This is a genomic window from Glycomyces dulcitolivorans (assembly GCF_003265355.1).
GTDB classification, from domain to species: domain Bacteria; phylum Actinomycetota; class Actinomycetes; order Mycobacteriales; family Micromonosporaceae; genus Glycomyces; species Glycomyces dulcitolivorans.
On the sequence record NZ_QFRW01000095.1, the window covers coordinates 1 to 15,259 of the forward strand.

Here is a 15,259-nt window from a genome sequence, read left to right on the forward strand (position 1 = left end):
CGGCCTGCGCCTGGGCCTGACCGCCGCCGGGCGGGCGGCCCAGCGCCTGGTCGGCGGCCGCCACGCCGTCGACGTGGCCCGCGCGGTCGCCGACGTCCTCACCGACGAGGAGATGCGCCAGCTCGAATCGATCGGCCGCAAGCTCGCCGGGGGCCGCGCCCCCGCCCAGAAGACGCAACGAACCGGTCAGGAGGCCGTGCTGTGAACACCCCGAAGGAGCCCTACCGGCTCGCCGTCGTCAGCGCCGGCACCAGCGACCCGTCCTCGACGCGGATGCTCGCCGACCGCATCGCCTCGCGCGTCGGCGCGCTGGCGAAGGAGCGCGGCGAGGCCGTGGCGGTGGACGTGATCGACTTGCGCGAGCTGGCCACCGAGATCACGACTGCGATCGTCTCGCAGCTCATGGGTCCCAAGATGACCCGCGCGATCGAGGTCCTTGGCCGCGCGGACGGGATCGTGGCCTCCGCGCCGGTGTACAAGGCCGCGCCGAGCGGGCTGTTCAGCTCGTTCTTCCACGTGCTCGACAACGACCTGCTCATCGCCAAGCCGGTGGTCCTGGCCGCGACGGCGGGGACGGCCCGCCACGCGCTGGTGATCGACGACCAGATGCGGTCGCTGTTCGCGTACCTGCGGACGATGACGGTGCCGACGTCGGTGTTCGCGGCGACGGAGGACTGGAACTCCTCGGAGCTGGGGGAGCGGATCGGCCGCGCGTCGATCGAGCTGCTGCTGCTCATGGAGTCCGGGTTCGCCGAGCAGGTGCGGTCGGAGTCGTGGAAGAGCTACCAGCACGAGTACGGGTCGGCCGGCGGGACGGAGCTCGACATCGATCTGAGCTCGGACCTGATGCGGCTGGCGACGGGCGGTTCGGCGAAGCCGCCGCGCAAGCCTTGATGATCGGGTGAAGGGCCCCGGAGCGCGGAAGCGCTTCGGGGCCCTGTGCCGTCGCCCGGTCGCAGTACATTGGAGGGAACCGTTGGAGGTCCCCTCATGAGCGATCGCGACTTCATCGCCACCGGCGAGTACGTCGTCTACCCGAAGGTCGACCCGGCCGAGGTCATCGAGACCGTGCAGGTGGTCGCCGAGGACCCGACCGGCGGGGACTTCGTCTCAGGAGACGACGGCGCTGAGGACGACGCCGAGGCGTGACCGGCTAGACCGTGGTGGTCTGGGTCGAGCCCGACCACCACTGGCCGTCGGCGTGGTACACGACGTACCAGGCGATCCGGTGGCCCTCGGGGAAGTTCTTGTTGCACACCGTCCAGCCCGCCGAGGGGCTGAAGTTGTTGGTGCAGTAGCCCTCTCGGTCGCCGTCGAGGTCCCACCAGGTGATCTTGACGATGTAGTCGGCCGAGCCGTTGTTCTTGAGCCAGATGTAGTCGCCGGCCGGCTGGACGCAGCCGGAGACGTAGCGGTTCTCGACGCACTCCCTGGAGTTGTCCTCGTACCAGGTGACGTTGGTCGTCCAGTCGTGCTCGTACGCGGCGAAGGCCGGGGTCGCGAGGCCCAGGACGGCGAACAGGGGGACGGCGAGCGCGGCGAGGAGTGCCGCGATGCGGTTGCGCATGGGGGGATTGCCCTCTCATGGTCGTGACGGCCCCGGCGGCTCCGGGACCGGGCGTTGCGGTTAAGGCGCAGTGTGGACGTTCCGGGTTGCCCGCGGTGCCCGACTTTCTTTGCGGGGCCGGGGTTGTCGGTGGCGGTCGCTACGATCGGGCGATGGCGTACACCCCTGACTTCTCGGTCTTGCTGACTCCCGGCGCGTCGTTCGTTCCGGGCTGGGACGGCGGGTCCGCGGTGATCGGTCCGATCGAGCTGGAGAAGGCGGTGCTGCCGACCGGGCGGGTGGTCGGGTGCGATCCGCTGGTGTTTCCCGAGAGCCCTGCGTACACCGTTGCGGTGGAACCGGGTTCGTATCCGCTGATCGCGTGGGTCGCGGTGTTCTCGGCCGAGGGCGTCGAGCGGGACCGGCGCAATGCGGCCCTGGAGCTGCGCGTCAGCGACGCCGCGACCGTGTCGTGGGAGATGGCCCTCACCGACGCCGACTCCGATGTGGAGGGACTGGGGCCGGACGGGTTCTTCGGGTACGGCGTCGACGCCGGCTGCGGCACGCTCGCCGACGAAGCGGGCCTGCGGCCGCTGAAGGAGTGGGACTTCGACCGGACCGAGGACGTCCTCATCGGCGAGATGGACTGGGAGGGCCCGGTGAACGGCCTGGCCGCCGCGGTGACCGACCCCGCGACGGGTGCGAACGTGGTCCTCGTCGGCTCCGGTTACGGCGACGGCGCGTATCCGACGTTCATCGGCCGCGACGCCGAAGGGAACGTGACGCGGTTCGTGACCGACTTCCTCCTCATGCCCGAAGACTGCGAGTGAGGGTGCGGCGGCCTCGCGGCCGCCGCACCTCTCCTTTAGAGGCCGAGCCGGTGCGCGGCGACCGCTTCGGCGGTCTCGGCCTCGATCATCTCGGCGTTGATGAGCGCCCCGGCCATCGCGCCCGCGACCGCCGCGGGTCCGACCTGGGCCATCAGGTCGGTGACGTTCCCGGCGGCCCACACGCCCGGGACCGCGGTCTTGCCGAACGAGTCGGCCGGAATGTGCACGCCCGCCCCCGAAGGGTGCTCGGCGAGTTCCAGGCCGAGGCCGGCGAGGAACCCGGCGCGGGCCTCCATGCGGGTGGCGATCGCGTACGCCTGCCGCTCCACCAGCCGTCCATCGTTCATGCGAGCACCGTCGGCTTCGATCGCGGCGATCTCGCCCTCCACGACGCGCACACCCCTCGCAGCGAACTTCTCGCGCTCCTCGGCCGTCAGCTCAGGCGCGGTGTGGGTGAAGAACACCAGATCGCTCGTCCACTGCCGGAACAGCAGTGTCTGATGGACGGCCATGGGGCCGGTGCCGATCACGCCGATCGCCTGGTCGCGGTGCTCCCAGCCGTGGCAGTAGGGGCAGTGCATGACGTCCTTGCCCCAGCGCTCGGCCAGGCCCGGGATCTCAGGGAGCCGGTCCACGATCCCGGCGGCCACCAGCAGCCGCGACGCCGCGACCTCGCGCCCGTCCTCCAGCGAGACGACGAACTCCTCGTCCCGCTTGAGCGCCTTGGCGACCCGGCCCGACACGACGTGCCCGCCGTACTGCCGTACCTCCTCGCGCCCGGTCGCGAGCAGCTCGCCCGGCGCCACGCCCTCGCGCCCGAGGAGCCCGTGGACGCCCTCGGCCGGGGCGTTGCGGGGCTCGCCCGCGTCGATCACGGCCACCGTCCGGCGGGCGCGCCCGAGCATGAGCGCGCCGTTCAATCCCGCCGCGCCGCCGCCGATCACCACGACGTTGTACCGGTCCCTCAGTTCATCGGTCACTGCGACCACCTCCTGGTCGAACCGTAGGACCGAACCGGCGATTCTGGCAAATCTTCTTGCCGGTCTGGCAAACTGGGAGGCATGGATCTGGACAAGGCCCTCGACGCGGTCGGCCCGCGCCTGCGCGCCCTCCGCAAGGAGCGCGAGGCGACCCTCGCCGACCTCGCCGCGCAGACGGGCATCTCGGTGAGCACCCTCTCGCGCCTCGAATCGGGCGCGCGCAGGCCCACTCTCGAACTGCTCCTGCCGCTCGCCAAGGCCCACGGCGTCACCCTCGACGAACTCGTCGACGCCCCGCCCACCGGCGACCCGCGCATCCACCTGCGCCCGGTCGTGCGCCACGGCATGGTCCACCTGCCGCTGACGCGCCGGCCCGGCGGCATCCAGGCGTACAAGCTCATCATCCCCGCCGGCGAGCCCTCCGAGCCCGACCCGCAGGTCCACGAGGGCTACGAGTGGATGTACGTCCTCAACGGCCGCCTGCGCGTGGTCCTGGGGGAGCACGACTTCATCATGAAGCCCGGCGAGGCCGCCGAGTTCGACACGCGCACCCCGCACTGGTTCGGGCGCGCGGGCGACGAGTCGGTGGAGTTCCTCAGCCTCTTCGGCTCCCAGGGCGAGCGCGCCCACCTGCGCGCCAAACCGAAGTCGAAGGGCTAGTCCAGGAACCCGAGGACGTGCGCCAGGCCCCGCTCGCCGGTACGGGCCTCGCCGGGCAGGATGTACGCGCGCAGGCCCGAAGCCGCGGCGCCGCCGTCCTTGGCCGGGTTGTCGCCGACCATGAGCGTCGCGCGCGGGTCGACCCCGAGCTGCTCGCAGGCGGCGCGGAACAGGACGGGGTCGGGCTTCTCGGTCCCGTACTGGTACGACACGACCCGCACGTTGATGAGGTCTTCGAGCCCGAAGTGCTCCATGTGGACGCCCACGTCCCACGGGAAGTCCGAGACGATCCCGGTCTTGATCCCGCGGCGGCGCAGCTCGCGCAGCAGCGGCTCGGTGTCGGGGTAGGGCACCCACGCGTCGGGGGCGGCGATGAGCTCGTACGCGACCAACTCGATGCCCTGGAGGTAGTCGACCCGCTCGAACCACGCGTACAGCGCGACCCGGTGCTTGGCGGCCGACTCGTCGCGCCCGACCTGCGCCGCGGCGACCTCGGGGATCCGGTACGTCTCGTACAGCTGCTCGGCGGTCTTCTCCACCAGCTCGTCGTCCACGGCCCGCCCGGACGCCTCGGCGACCCGGCGCAGCCAGGTGGGGACGTCGATGAGCTTGAAGATCGTGTTGCTGAAGTCGAACAGGACCGCCTCGACCGGCGGCACCGGCCCGGCCTGCTCGGCCGCGGTCGGCTCGTAGGCGGCGGCGGAGTCGAAGAGGTTGTAGATCACGGCGGGCCTTCCGTTCGAACGGGCATCGGCGACGGCGCCCCCTTGCGCCCGCTCCAAACCGTAACCGCCCGAAGCGCCCGAAACCACCGCTACAGCCCCACCTCACACAACCGTCCCGGGCTCTTCGGCCCCCGTTCACCTCACGGTGCGGGCGATCACCAGCCGGACGCCGGCGAGGGCCAGGGTCGCCAGGGCGATGCCGCCCGTCCACAGGTAGCCCGAGCCCCCGTCCACCTCGCCGTACTGCGCGGGGATGGTCCCCTCAGGGTCGATGAACGCCGTCACCGGCGATCCGACGGCGAGCCGGTCGCCGGGATCGGTGCCCATCGTGGGGGAGGACCAGCCGGGGCAGTCGAGGACGTGCTCGATGATCGTCGACCTGCGGTACTGCTTCTCGTAGGTCGACTCCACGGTGCACTGGACCTCGACGCCGCGCTCGGCGAGCATGGCCGAGTCGAGCGGGAGGCAGACCATCCAGGCGCCGAACCCGGTGAGGATCAGCAGGGTGAACCGCCCGCGGGAGTCGGCCCGCCGGTACCGGCCCAGGAACCCGGTCGCGACGAGCGCGAGCGTGGCCGCGGCGGCCGTCACCGCCGACACCGGCGTCGCCCAGTCCGGCAGCGCCCCCGGCGCGTACCGGATGTTCCAGAACAAGGTCACCGCCGCAGCGATGAGGACGACCGGCATCGCGAAGGCGTACAGCAGCTCGCGTCCGATCCGGAACGGGACGACCCCGGGAATGGGGCGGGTGTTCAGCGTGTCCATTTATGCGTCCAAGGGGGCTCGTGGCGGGTCCCCGAGAATATCCGAATCCGCCCACCCGCGCGGTCCCCGTTGGCGCCCAGGGGAAGAGGTGCCGGGTCCGGGTTCCCGCGAGCTGATCGGGAACCCGGACCCGGTGTCAATGGGGGGTGACGATGGGGAAGCCGGGGGCGAAGCGGTCCAGGAGCGCGAACAGGCGGGCGATGACGGCCGCATCGCCTTCGGTCTTCAGGTTCGGGATGACCGCGGCCGGGTCCAGGAGCAGCCCGATCAGGTCCGCCGCCTCCAGGGTCGCGGTGGCGTCGGCCTCGGGATCGAGGACGCCGACGGCGGTGTGGAGGGACCCGTTGGACAGCTCGGTCAGGTAGGTGCCCTCGGGGAGGACCCAGTTGACGGCGAACGCGAGCCCGGCCGCTCTCGGCCCGTTCAGGCGCACCGCGAGGAAGTCGAAGACCTGCTCGGGGGTCATGCCTTTGAGGAGTTCGGGGCTGACCAGGCGCCGCGGGAGCTCCGGGACGCCGCCGCGCAGTTCGGCCGCGCCGGTGAGGTAGATGTTGCGCCACGGCGCCGACTCCGCTTGATACCCGAGCTGCTCCAAGGTCGCGGCCTGGAGTTCGCGGGCCTCCTCGTTGCCGGGGTCGGCGAACACCACCTGGTTCACGATCTGCGCGACCCACCGGTACTCGCCCCGCGCGAAGTCCTCCCGCGCCTTCGCGAGAACAGCGGCCGCCCCGCCCGCGTACTCGATCGTCTTCTTCGCCGCTTCCACCGGCGGCAGCGGGTGCAGGTTCGCCGGGTTGCCGTCGAACCAGCCCAGGTAGCGCTGGTACACGGCCTTGACGTTGTGGTTCACCGTCCCGTAGTAGCCGCGCACGAACGGCCGCACCTCAAGCGCCTCGGGGAACCGCAGCTGCTCGGCGATCGCCACCGGGCCGAGCCCGTGGTTGGCCAGGCGCAGCGTCTGGTCGTGCAGGTACCGGTACGCGTCCCGTTGCAGCGTCAGGAACTCCACGAGTTCGGCGTTGCCCCACCGCGGCCACAGGTGCGAGGCGAACAGCACCTCGGCCTCGCCGAACAGGAGCACCGTCTCGTGCAGGTGCTTGGACCAGCCGAGGGCGTCGCGGATCTCGGCCCCGCGCGGCGTGTAGAGGTTGTGGAGGGAGGCGACGGCGTTCTCGGGCACCCACAGGGCCTTGAGGTCCGGCAGGTACGCGTTCAGCTCCGCGGGCGCCTCGGTGTCGGGGGTGACCTGGAAGACCAGCCGCACCCCGTCGAGGACGAGCTCGGTCCCGGTCTCGGCGACCTCGATCGTCGGCGCCACCAGGCCCGACGTGCCCCCGCGCCCGCCGCCCTTGCCGATGCCGTGGTCGACCTGCCCGGTCGCCGAGGCGGGCAGGAACGTCCCGAACATGTACGTCGCGCGCCGGAACATCGCATTGCCCGCGGCGATGTTCTCCTCCACGGCCGCCTGCAGGAACCCCTCGGGCGCCACGATCGGCACCTCGCCCCGCTCGGGCAGCACGCCCTTGATCCCGCCGAAGTGGTCGATGTGGCTGTGGCTGACCACGACCGCCCGCACCTCGCGCTCGCCCAGATGCGCGTTCGCCAATTCGAGCGCGGCGCGGGCGGCCTCGGCGTTCGTCAGTGCATCCAGGACGACCCAGCCGGTGGCGCCGGCGACGAACGTGATGTTCGCGAGGTCCAGGCCCCGGACCTGCCAGATCCGGTCCGGGACCACCTCGTAGAGCCCTGTGCGGGTGTTCAACCCGGCGTGGCGCCACAGTCCAGGATGGACGGTAGGCGGCGCGTCCCCCTCCAAGAAGCCGAAGCGGCGGTTGTCCCGCACCGGCCGCCCGTCGAGGGCCTCCAGGACCCCGTCGGCGGCGACGACGAGCCCGCGGTCGGCCAGGGCCGCCTCGGTCGCATCGTGCCGCCCGAACGCGGCCGCGGCGTTGGCCGCTTCGGTCTCGGGGGTCGCTTCAGTGCCCACTACCGGCTCCTATGCCTCGAAAGCGCTTGAGAACTTGCCGTCGAACTGGTCGGCCGCGTCCAACTGGTCGATGATGCCGAGCGCGGTGTAGACGTCGGTCTGGTCCTGCTGCTGGGCGATCACCTCGTCGGTGACCGGGCCCAGGACGACCGGCGCGCGCGTCTCGGTCGCCTCGATCAGGGACGCGTCCAGGCCCGTGAGCCCGGCGTAGATCCCGGCCCATTCGCTCACGTTCGCGTAGCGCCACTCCTGCGCCTGCGCGTACCGGTCGATGTAGTCGGCGAGGGCGTCGGCGTACGCCTCGTCGTCGATGACCGCGGTGCGCGCCGACAGCAGGCTGTTGCCGGGGATGAGCCCCGACCCCGTCGCGATCACGGTCGCCCCGTTGGCCTCGGCCTGCGTCCAGTAGATCCCCAGGGTCGCCACCGCATCGGTCTCCCCGTTCGCCAGCGCGGTGTTCGCGTCGACCACCGGGAGGTTCACCGGTTCGATGTCCGCCAGCGTCAGCCCGACCGATTCGAGGGCCTTGACCACGTGGTACTGCGTGATCGTGCCCTCCTGGAAGGACACCTTGCGGCCCTTGAGGTCTTCGATGGCGGTGATGCCGGTGCCGGGCCCGGCGAGGATCGCGTTGCCGGAGGCGTTCGGGTCCTCCAGGGTCGCGACGGCGATCGCCTTGAGCCCGACGCCGTTGGAGGCGGCGAAGATCAGGGGCGTGTCGGCGGTGTAGCCGACGTCGACCGCGTCGGCTCCGGCGGCCTCGATGTACTCGGGGCCGGCGTTGACGAACTGCTTCCACTCGATCTGGTAGGGCAGGTCCTGGTCGAGGCCGGCGGCTTTGAACAGCTCCTGGGTGACCGGGGCGGCGCCCAGTTCGCCGACCCGCAGCACGACGCCGGAGCCTTCGTCGCCTGAGCACGCGGCCAGGCCGAGGGCGGCGAGTGGTGCGGCGGCGGTGGCGCCGAGGATCGTTCTGCGGGTCGTCATAGCGGTGGTGCCTTTCGGAATATGGATTGTGGTTAGTCGGCGGCGAGTTCGGCTTCGCGCTGGATCGCCTTGATCTCCTCGGGGCCGAACGCGAGCGCCCCGGGGGTGTAGGTGACGGCGGTGAGTTCGCCGTTGAACGGGTAGAGGCCGCGCCGTTCGCGCAGGTCCCACAGGACCGGGCCGCGGGCGTCGCGCCCGACCGAGATCCCGGTCCACGGGGCCATGCCCACGAGCTGGAACCGGCCCGGCAGTTCGGCCACCGGCACGGGTTCTCTCACGCCGTCGCCGACGGCGACGTGGAAGTCCCAGCGCAGCCGCGGGGTCGCCTCCGCGGTCAGTCGGATGCGGCGGGTCCCGGCGGGGATCTCGGCGCTGACGGCCGAGATGCGCCCGAACTGGTTGTAGGCGAAGTGGATCCGGCCCTCTTCGACGTAGAGGATGTAGCCGCCCTGCGGGTCGCCGTGGGAGACGAGGACGCCGTCGCCGCCGTCGTCGGCCAGCTCGACGTCGATCGTGAACGACCGGTACTGGATCAGCTGCGCCGACCGGAACCGCTCCAGGACCGGGGTGCCGGGCAGGAGTCGGACCGGGTCGGCCAGGCGCGCATGGGAAGGCCTGCGCGAGCGCGGGCCGAAGCCTTGGCCGAGCGGGAAGACGGTGTTGCGCCAGGCCGCGGCCTCCCACGCCGCCGCCAGTTCCTTCACCAGGTCCGGGTGCTCGCCGGCGACGTTGCGGATCTCGGTCGGGTCGGCCTCGACGTCGTACAGCTCCCATTCGTTGTCGTCGAACGGGGTCCCCGCTTTGTGAAGGGTGACGAGTTTCCAGCCGTCCTTGTAGTAGCCGCGGTGGCCGCCGAACTCGGCGTACTGCTCGGTGTGCGGGCTGGCGAGTTCGGCCTTGCGCAGGACCTCGGCGAGGCTGACGCCGTCCCGCTCCTGCGCCTCGCGCCCGGCCCGCTGCGCAGGCGCCTTGAGCCCGGCGAGGTCGAGGAGGGTAGGGAACAGGTCGGTGACGTACCCGTACTGGTGCCGCACGCCGTCGTCGGATTCGGCGCGGGCGAGTCCGGCGGGCCAGGAGACGATGAGCGGTACCCGGACCCCGCCGGCGAACGTCTGCCCCTTGTAGAACCGGAACGGCGTGTTCGACGCCTGCGCCCAGCCCCGCGGGTAGTGCACGCCGAGCTTCTCCGAGCCGATGAGCTCGGGGTCGTGGGCGACGTCCCGCTCCCAGTCGGCGGGCACGGGGTGGTGCACGAACTGCGAGAAGTACGACCGCGTCCCGACCGGTCCGCCTTCGGCGGTGCCGCCGTTGTCGGAGGTGAAGACCACGATGGTGTTGTCGAGTTCCCCGAACGCCTCGACGGTGTCGAGCAGGCGCCCCACGGACTGGTCGACCGAGTCGACCATGGCCGCGTAGACCTCCATGTAGCGGGCGTACCGGTCCCGCTCCTCGGGCTCCAGGTCGTCCCAGGCGGGGACGTCGAAGCCGGGCTCGGTGTTGCGCGCGGCCTCCGTGCCCTCCGGGAACAGGCCCTCGGCGAGCTGCTTGGCGAAGCGCGCCTTGCGGACCGCGTCCCACCCGTGCCCGTACCGGCCGCGGTACCTGGCGATGTCCTCGGCCTTGGCCTGGTGCGGGCCGTGCATGGCCACGTGCGCGAAGTACAGGAAGAACGGCTTCTCGCCGTCGTGGGCGCGCAGGTCCTTGATGAGTGAGACGGCCCGGTCGGTGAGGTCGTCGGTCAGGTAGTACCCGTCGGGGTACTCCTCCACCGTGGACGCGTCGTTGTCGACGGTCAGCTGGTTGGGGTGGAAGAACGAGTTCAGGCCCTCCAGGGACCCGTAGTAGCGGTCGAAGCCGCGCTGGAGCGGCCAGGAGTCGCGGGTGCGCCCCGGCGCCAGGTTCGCGTCCCGCGCCAGGTGCCACTTGCCGATCGCGTACGTGGCGTACCCGTTGGCGCGCAGCGCTTCCGGCAGGCTCAGCACGTCGTCGGCGAGTTCGAGCCGCAGCCCGGGGAAGCCCGGGTCGGAGTTCGCGACCGACCCGTACCCGGCCCGGTGCGGGTTCAGACCCGTCAGCAGCGCGGCGCGGGCGGGGGAGCAGACGGGGGTCGTGTGGTAGTTCGTCAACCGGACCCCGGTGGCGGCGAGCCGGTCGAGGTTCGGGGTGTCGATCTCGGACCCGAACGGGCCGATGTCGCTGTAGCCCATGTCGTCGAGCAGCACCACGATGATGTTCGGGGCGCCCTCGGGGGCGGTGGGCTCCTCGGGCCACCACGGGGTCGACTCGGCCGCGGTGCGCCCGATCTCGCCGCCGAAGCCCTCGTAGCCGCGGGCGTGCTCAGGGATGGTCATGGTCTGGTTCCTGCCTTCAGCGTTCTGATTCGGCGACGCCCAGCTCCGCCAGGAGCCGGTCGCGCAGGTCGGCGAACTCGCGGGAGCGCCGCGGCGCGGTCTGGGGGAGTTCGACGCGCACGTCGAGCGAGATGCGGCCCTCGGTGAGCACCAGGACCCGGTCGGCCAGCGCGATCGCCTCCTCGACGTCGTGCGTCACCAGCAGCACCGACGGCTGGTGCGCGGCCCAGAGCTTGCGCAGCAGTGCGTGCATCTTCAAGCGGGTCAGGGCGTCCAGGGCCCCGAACGGCTCGTCCAGGAGCAGCAGCTCGGGTTCCCTCACCAGGGCCCGGGCGAGTGCGGCGCGCTGGCCCTCGCCGCCCGAGAGGGTGTGCGGCCAGGCCTTCGCCTTGTCGGCGAGCCCTACCTCGTCCAGGGTGGCGAGGCCCTTCGCTTTGGCGGCCTTGCCCTTCTGGCCCAGGAGCACGTTGTCGAGAACTCTTTTCCACGGCAGGAGCCGGGAGTCCTGGAACGCCACGGCCCGCCTGCCCGGGACGGCGACCTCGCCGTCGTAGTCGGTGTCGAGCCCGGCCAGGACGCGCAGGAGCGTGGACTTGCCCGACCCCGAGCGCCCCAGGAGCGCGGTGAACTCGCCGGGGGCGATGTCCAGGTCGACGCCCTTGAGGACGTGCTGGGTCCCGAAGGACTTGTCGAGTCCCTTGACGGCCACGGCCGCCGGGGCGTCTACCGCGCGGTGAAGGTCCGTCGCCACGGCAGGACCCTCCCTTCGATGTATCGCACGAGCCGGTCGGAGGTCAGGCCGAGGAGGCCGTAGACGACCAGGCCGACGACGATGACGTCGGTCTGGGCGAAGCTGCGGGCCTGGGTCATGAGGAAGCCGATGCCGCTGGTCGCGTTGATCTGCTCCGACACGACCAGGACGAGCCAGGAGATCGCGGTCGCGAACCGCAGGCCGGTGAAGAACCCCGGGAGCGCGCCGGGCAGGATCACCTTGCGCACCAGGCCGAGGCGGCCCAGCTCCACCGTCCGCGCCAGTTCGGCGTAGCGGGGGTCGAGGCCGCGGATGGCGGCGTGGGTGTTGACGTACACCGGGAACGCGGTCGCGAAGACCACGAGGAAGACCTTGACCTCTTCGCCGATGCCGAACCACACGATCGCCAGGGGCACGAGCGCGAGCGCGGGGATGGCGCGCAGGATCTGCATGGGGCCGTCGATGAGGTCCTCGCCGAAGCGGAACAGGCCCGCGACGACGGCCAGGACGGCGCCGATGAGGACGCCGAGGGTGAGGCCGGTCGCCGCCCGGCCGAGGGACACCAGCAGGTGCTCTTGCAGGCGTCCGGTCTCGACCAGGTCGGCGCCGGCGCTGATCACCGTCGAGGGGGCGGCGAGGGTCTGCTCGGGGATGAGTCCGGTGGCCGAGCCGATCTGCCACAGCGCCACCAGGACGACCGGTCCGATGAGGATGCGGAGCCGGTCCAGGCGCAGCCGTGCGGCCGCTCCCCGAATATCCAGTTGTCCTATTCGTTTAATGGGAATTGAAGTCATGGTTGTGCCCCAAGTGATTCGAGTGGGGATCCCCGCGCGGAGCGAAGGTGCGGACGGTCCGCGCGGGGACACACGTGTGCAGTTGGCGGGGTGCTAGCGGTCGGTCGACAGGCCCCAGGACTTGCGGATGCGGTTGTCGGCGGCCTTGAACAGGGTGTCGACCAGGATGCCGATGACGAGGACCGTGATGATCCACGTCAGGACCCGCGCGGAGTCGTTGAACTCCCTGGCGCCCTGCATCAGGGCGCCGATCGAGCCCTGCCCGGCCACGATCACCAGCAGCTCGCCGGCCATGAGCGAGCGCCACGCGAACGCCCAGCCCTGCTTGAGACCGGAGACGAACGACGGGAGCGTCGCGGGCAGGATCACGTGCCGGTACAGCTGGAAGCCCTTCATGCCCAGGACCGCGCCGACGCGCTTCCACGCCGGCGGGACGTAGTCGATCCCGGAGATGATGCCGTTGGCGATCGACGGGACCGCCCCGAGCACCACCACGAACAGGATCGCCGACTCCGAGATCTTGAACAGCAGGATCGCCAGGGGGAACCACATGATCGAGGGCATCGTCTGGAGCCCGGTGATCAGCGACCCGATCGCCGCCCGCAGGGGCTTGAACCGCGCCACCGCGATCCCCAGCACCGACCCGACCGCGACCGACAGCGCGAACCCGGTCAGGGCCCGCTGCAACGTGATCACGATGGCCTGCAAGTAGTCCGGCGTCGCGGCGTACTCGACGAGGTCCTGCCACACCGTCAGCGGCGCGGGCAGGACCCACGGCGCCTTCCACTCGGACAGGAACAGGACCTGCCAGGCCCCGATGACGATGACCAGCGCCAGGACCTTCGGCCACGTCCCGGCCCACAGCCTGGAGGCGAACCGGCCCCAGCGGGTCTCGGTGATCGGGGTCTTCTCCAGCTCGTCGAGCCCCGACACCCAGGTGCGGGAGGTGTCCTCCACCTTGGACTTCACGGTCTCAGTTGGCATGGCGGCCCACCTCCTCGCGCAGCGCGTCGGTGATCTCGGCCGCCAGGGCGGCGACCGGCGCGGAGTCGATGCGCCGGGGCCGGTCCAGCTCCACGTCGTACACGTTCAGCACCCGGCCCGGACGCGAACTCAGCAGCACGACCTGGTCGCCCAGGCGCACCGCCTCGCGCACGTTGTGCGTCACGAACAGGACCGTGAGGTTCTGCTCGCGCCAGATCCGCTCCAGCTCGTCGTGGAGGAGGTCGCGGGTCATCGCGTCCAGCGCGCCGAACGGCTCGTCCATCAGCAGCACCGAGGCGTCCTGCGCCAGAGCGCGCGCCAAGGCCACGCGCTGGCGCATGCCACCCGAGAGCTCGTGGGGACGCTTGTGCGCGAACCCGGTGAGCCGCACCGTCTCCAACAGCTCCAGGGCGCGACGGCGTCGTTCAGCCCGACCGACGCCGCGCACGCGCAGAGCGATTTCGACGTTGCCCAGGACCGTCAGCCACGGGAACAGCGCCGATTCCTGGAACATCATGGCGACCGGCTGGTCGACGTGCTCGACCTTCCCGCCGGAGATGTCGTCGAGTCCGGCCACGAGCGAGAGCAGGGTGCTCTTGCCGCAGCCGGAGGCGCCGAGCAGGCAGACGAACCTGCCGGGCTCGACGGTGAGCGAGACGCCGTCGAGGGCCGTGACGGCGCCCGGGCCGCGGCCGTAGCGCTTGACCACGTCGGTCAGCACCACGGCTCCTGCGGCCCGGGCGGTGTCCTCGACCCGCGTCTCGTTGCGGGTCTGGGTCATGCCAGGCCACCCGCCGAGACCTCGGCGTCGCCGCGGTCGGCGAGCACCTGGTTGAGGGCGTCGAGCGCGTAGATGCCCTTGAGGTCGACCTCTTCGAGCAGCCCGATCTCGACCGCGTGGTCCTTGCTGCCCTGGAGCGAGGCCGCGATGGGGTCGGCGGTGAAGCTCAGGTTCTCGAAGGCCGCGGCGATGACGGCGTCGTCGAGGCGCTTGTCCGTCAGGGCCTCGATGCGGTCGTTGGACTTGACCTGGGCCTCGTCGGGGTTGGCCGCGATGTAGTCGAGCGCGGCCAGGTGCCCTTCGAGGAACGCCTTGACCAGGGCCGGCTGCTCGTCGAGGAACGTCTTGGAGACGATGATGTGGGTGGTGACGAACTCGCCGCCGTCCCACAGCTCCCGCTCGTTGAGGAACTCGACGGCGCCGTGCTTGAGCAGGAGGTCGGAGTAGCGCGGTTCGACGGCCCAGGCGGCCTGGACGGTGCCCTCGTCGAAGGCCGCGGCGACCTCGGAGTTGTCGATGGGGGTCACCGAGACGTCGCCGCCGCCGTTCTCGTCGGTCGCGAAGCCCTGCTCCTTGAGCCAGTAGCGGGCCGCCACGTCCTGGGTGTTGCCCAGCTGCGGGGTGGCCAGGGCCTTGCCGCGCAGGTCCTCGACCTCGGTGATCTCGGGTTTGACGACGAGGCCGGCGCCCCCGGAGGTGGAGCCGGCGATGATGTGGAGGGCCTGGCCCTCGGACTGGGCCCAGCCGTTGATGGCGGGGTTGGGGCCGATGTAGGAGATGTCGATGGCGTCGGCGAAGAGCGCCTCGATCGCGGAGGGTCCCGCGTTGAAGACGGTCTCCTCGATCTTGACGGCCTCGGGCAGGGTGTCGGCGAAGACCCCCGCTTCGAGCCCGACGAGGGCGGGGGCGTGCGTGACGTTCCCGAAGTAGCCCAGGCGGATCGTGCCGCTGGCGGTCGAGCTGTCGGCGTCTGCGGCGGCTTCGGAGGAGTTGTCATCGTCGTTGCCGCACGCGGCCAGGGCGCTCGCGGTGGAGAGGGCGGCGGCGGCCGCGATGACGCTTCGGCGCTTGAGGGGGCGCAGGCTGGCAGAGCTCATGGGGAATCTTTCTGGATAGAT

The 15,259-nt window shown here is 71.1% G+C and carries 16 protein-coding genes and 1 pseudogene; 5 read left to right on the top strand and 12 right to left on the bottom strand.

All coding sequences use genetic code 11. The features are described from left to right. The 3 genes and pseudogenes from DI269_RS11850 to DI269_RS27025 form a co-directional block, all read left to right on the top strand. Window positions 1-205, top strand: a pseudogene (locus DI269_RS11850) (hypothetical protein); the annotation flags it as partial. Beyond that, window positions 202-894, top strand: a complete 693-nt coding sequence (locus DI269_RS11855; protein ID WP_112136121.1) for a CE1759 family FMN reductase — start codon at window positions 202-204, stop codon at window positions 892-894. The pseudogene DI269_RS11850 and the gene DI269_RS11855, both read left to right, overlap by 4 nt. Window positions 895-990: 96 nt before the next feature. Then, window positions 991-1,149 (top strand): hypothetical protein, encoded by a 159-nt coding sequence (locus DI269_RS27025; protein WP_157974920.1) that lies wholly within the window; start codon window positions 991-993, stop codon window positions 1,147-1,149. Between the two features lie 4 nt (window positions 1,150-1,153). On the opposite strand, the gene DI269_RS11860 is transcribed toward DI269_RS27025, so the two are convergent. Then, entirely contained in the window at window positions 1,154-1,567 is a 414-nt protein-coding gene (locus DI269_RS11860; protein WP_112136123.1) for a hypothetical protein, read from the bottom strand. A gap of 152 nt (window positions 1,568-1,719) precedes the next feature. Here DI269_RS11860 and DI269_RS11865 point away from each other — a divergent pair, with 152 nt between their 5' ends. Then, complete coding sequence (locus tag DI269_RS11865; RefSeq protein ID WP_112136125.1) at window positions 1,720-2,376, top strand: DUF4241 domain-containing protein; 657 nt, start codon at window positions 1,720-1,722, stop codon at window positions 2,374-2,376. 35 nt (window positions 2,377-2,411) lie between these two features. Here the strand turns inward: DI269_RS11865 and DI269_RS11870 are convergent, their stop codons facing one another. Further along, entirely contained in the window at window positions 2,412-3,356 is a 945-nt protein-coding gene (locus DI269_RS11870) for an NAD(P)/FAD-dependent oxidoreductase (RefSeq protein WP_198667345.1), read from the bottom strand. Window positions 3,357-3,437: 81 nt separating this feature from the next. Here DI269_RS11870 and DI269_RS11875 point away from each other — a divergent pair, with 81 nt between their 5' ends. Then, the gene (locus tag DI269_RS11875) at window positions 3,438-4,016 is read left to right on the top strand and encodes a helix-turn-helix domain-containing protein (RefSeq protein ID WP_112136127.1); all 579 of its coding nucleotides are present in this window, start codon (window positions 3,438-3,440) and stop codon (window positions 4,014-4,016) included. On the opposite strand, the gene DI269_RS11880 is transcribed toward DI269_RS11875, so the two are convergent. From DI269_RS11880 to DI269_RS11925, 10 genes are all read right to left on the bottom strand, one after another. Then, window positions 4,013-4,741, bottom strand: a complete 729-nt coding sequence (locus DI269_RS11880) for an HAD family hydrolase (protein ID WP_112136129.1) — start codon at window positions 4,739-4,741, stop codon at window positions 4,013-4,015. The two genes, DI269_RS11875 and DI269_RS11880, sit on opposite strands and share 4 nt — an antisense overlap. A 135-nt stretch (window positions 4,742-4,876) precedes the next feature. Next, window positions 4,877-5,506 (bottom strand): hypothetical protein, encoded by a 630-nt coding sequence (locus tag DI269_RS11885; RefSeq protein WP_112136131.1) that lies wholly within the window; start codon window positions 5,504-5,506, stop codon window positions 4,877-4,879. Between the two features lie 136 nt (window positions 5,507-5,642). Continuing rightward, window positions 5,643-7,493 carry an alkyl/aryl-sulfatase gene (locus tag DI269_RS11890; RefSeq protein ID WP_112136133.1) on the bottom strand — a complete coding sequence of 617 codons (1,851 nt, stop codon included), beginning with the start codon at window positions 7,491-7,493 and terminating at the stop codon, window positions 5,643-5,645. Between the two features lie 9 nt (window positions 7,494-7,502). After that, on the bottom strand, window positions 7,503-8,480 hold the full coding sequence (locus tag DI269_RS11895) for an ABC transporter substrate-binding protein (RefSeq protein WP_112136135.1): 978 nt from the start codon (window positions 8,478-8,480) through the stop codon (window positions 7,503-7,505). 32 nt (window positions 8,481-8,512) lie between these two features. Next, on the bottom strand, window positions 8,513-10,831 hold the full coding sequence (locus DI269_RS11900) for an arylsulfatase (RefSeq protein WP_112136137.1): 2,319 nt from the start codon (window positions 10,829-10,831) through the stop codon (window positions 8,513-8,515). A gap of 16 nt (window positions 10,832-10,847) precedes the next feature. Beyond that, window positions 10,848-11,582, bottom strand: a complete 735-nt coding sequence (locus DI269_RS11905) for an ABC transporter ATP-binding protein (protein WP_112136140.1) — start codon at window positions 11,580-11,582, stop codon at window positions 10,848-10,850. After that, window positions 11,555-12,376, bottom strand: a complete 822-nt coding sequence (locus tag DI269_RS11910; protein ID WP_112136142.1) for an ABC transporter permease — start codon at window positions 12,374-12,376, stop codon at window positions 11,555-11,557. The genes DI269_RS11905 and DI269_RS11910 overlap by 28 nt, the downstream gene beginning before the upstream one ends. Window positions 12,377-12,469: 93 nt before the next feature. Then, complete coding sequence (locus DI269_RS11915; protein WP_112136145.1) at window positions 12,470-13,360, bottom strand: ABC transporter permease; 891 nt, start codon at window positions 13,358-13,360, stop codon at window positions 12,470-12,472. Continuing rightward, window positions 13,350-14,141, bottom strand: coding sequence for an ABC transporter ATP-binding protein (locus tag DI269_RS11920; protein ID WP_112136147.1), 792 nt, complete (start codon window positions 14,139-14,141; stop codon window positions 13,350-13,352). Before DI269_RS11920 ends, DI269_RS11915 begins: the two co-directional genes overlap by 11 nt. Continuing rightward, the gene (locus tag DI269_RS11925; protein WP_112136149.1) at window positions 14,138-15,238 is read right to left on the bottom strand and encodes an ABC transporter substrate-binding protein; all 1,101 of its coding nucleotides are present in this window, start codon (window positions 15,236-15,238) and stop codon (window positions 14,138-14,140) included. Before DI269_RS11925 ends, DI269_RS11920 begins: the two co-directional genes overlap by 4 nt. Between the last annotated feature and the right edge of the window lie 21 nt (window positions 15,239-15,259).

Excerpts from the sequence above, each read along its gene's own strand:
- DI269_RS11875 (WP_112136127.1), top strand. The coding sequence starts at position 3,438 with ATGGATCTGGACAAGGCCCTCGACGCGGTCGGCCCGCGCCTGCGCGCC.
- DI269_RS11920 (WP_112136147.1), bottom strand. The coding sequence starts at position 14,141 with ATGACCCAGACCCGCAACGAGACGCGGGTCGAGGACACCGCCCGGGCC.
- DI269_RS11865 (WP_112136125.1), top strand. The coding sequence starts at position 1,720 with ATGGCGTACACCCCTGACTTCTCGGTCTTGCTGACTCCCGGCGCGTCG.
- DI269_RS11860 (WP_112136123.1), bottom strand. The coding sequence starts at position 1,567 with ATGCGCAACCGCATCGCGGCACTCCTCGCCGCGCTCGCCGTCCCCCTG.
- DI269_RS11925 (WP_112136149.1), bottom strand. The coding sequence starts at position 15,238 with ATGAGCTCTGCCAGCCTGCGCCCCCTCAAGCGCCGAAGCGTCATCGCG.
- DI269_RS11885 (WP_112136131.1), bottom strand. The coding sequence starts at position 5,506 with ATGGACACGCTGAACACCCGCCCCATTCCCGGGGTCGTCCCGTTCCGG.
- DI269_RS11895 (WP_112136135.1), bottom strand. The coding sequence starts at position 8,480 with ATGACGACCCGCAGAACGATCCTCGGCGCCACCGCCGCCGCACCACTC.
- DI269_RS11915 (WP_112136145.1), bottom strand. The coding sequence starts at position 13,360 with ATGCCAACTGAGACCGTGAAGTCCAAGGTGGAGGACACCTCCCGCACC.
- DI269_RS27025 (WP_157974920.1), top strand. The coding sequence starts at position 991 with ATGAGCGATCGCGACTTCATCGCCACCGGCGAGTACGTCGTCTACCCG.
- DI269_RS11910 (WP_112136142.1), bottom strand. The coding sequence starts at position 12,376 with ATGACTTCAATTCCCATTAAACGAATAGGACAACTGGATATTCGGGGA.
- DI269_RS11900 (WP_112136137.1), bottom strand. The coding sequence starts at position 10,831 with ATGACCATCCCTGAGCACGCCCGCGGCTACGAGGGCTTCGGCGGCGAG.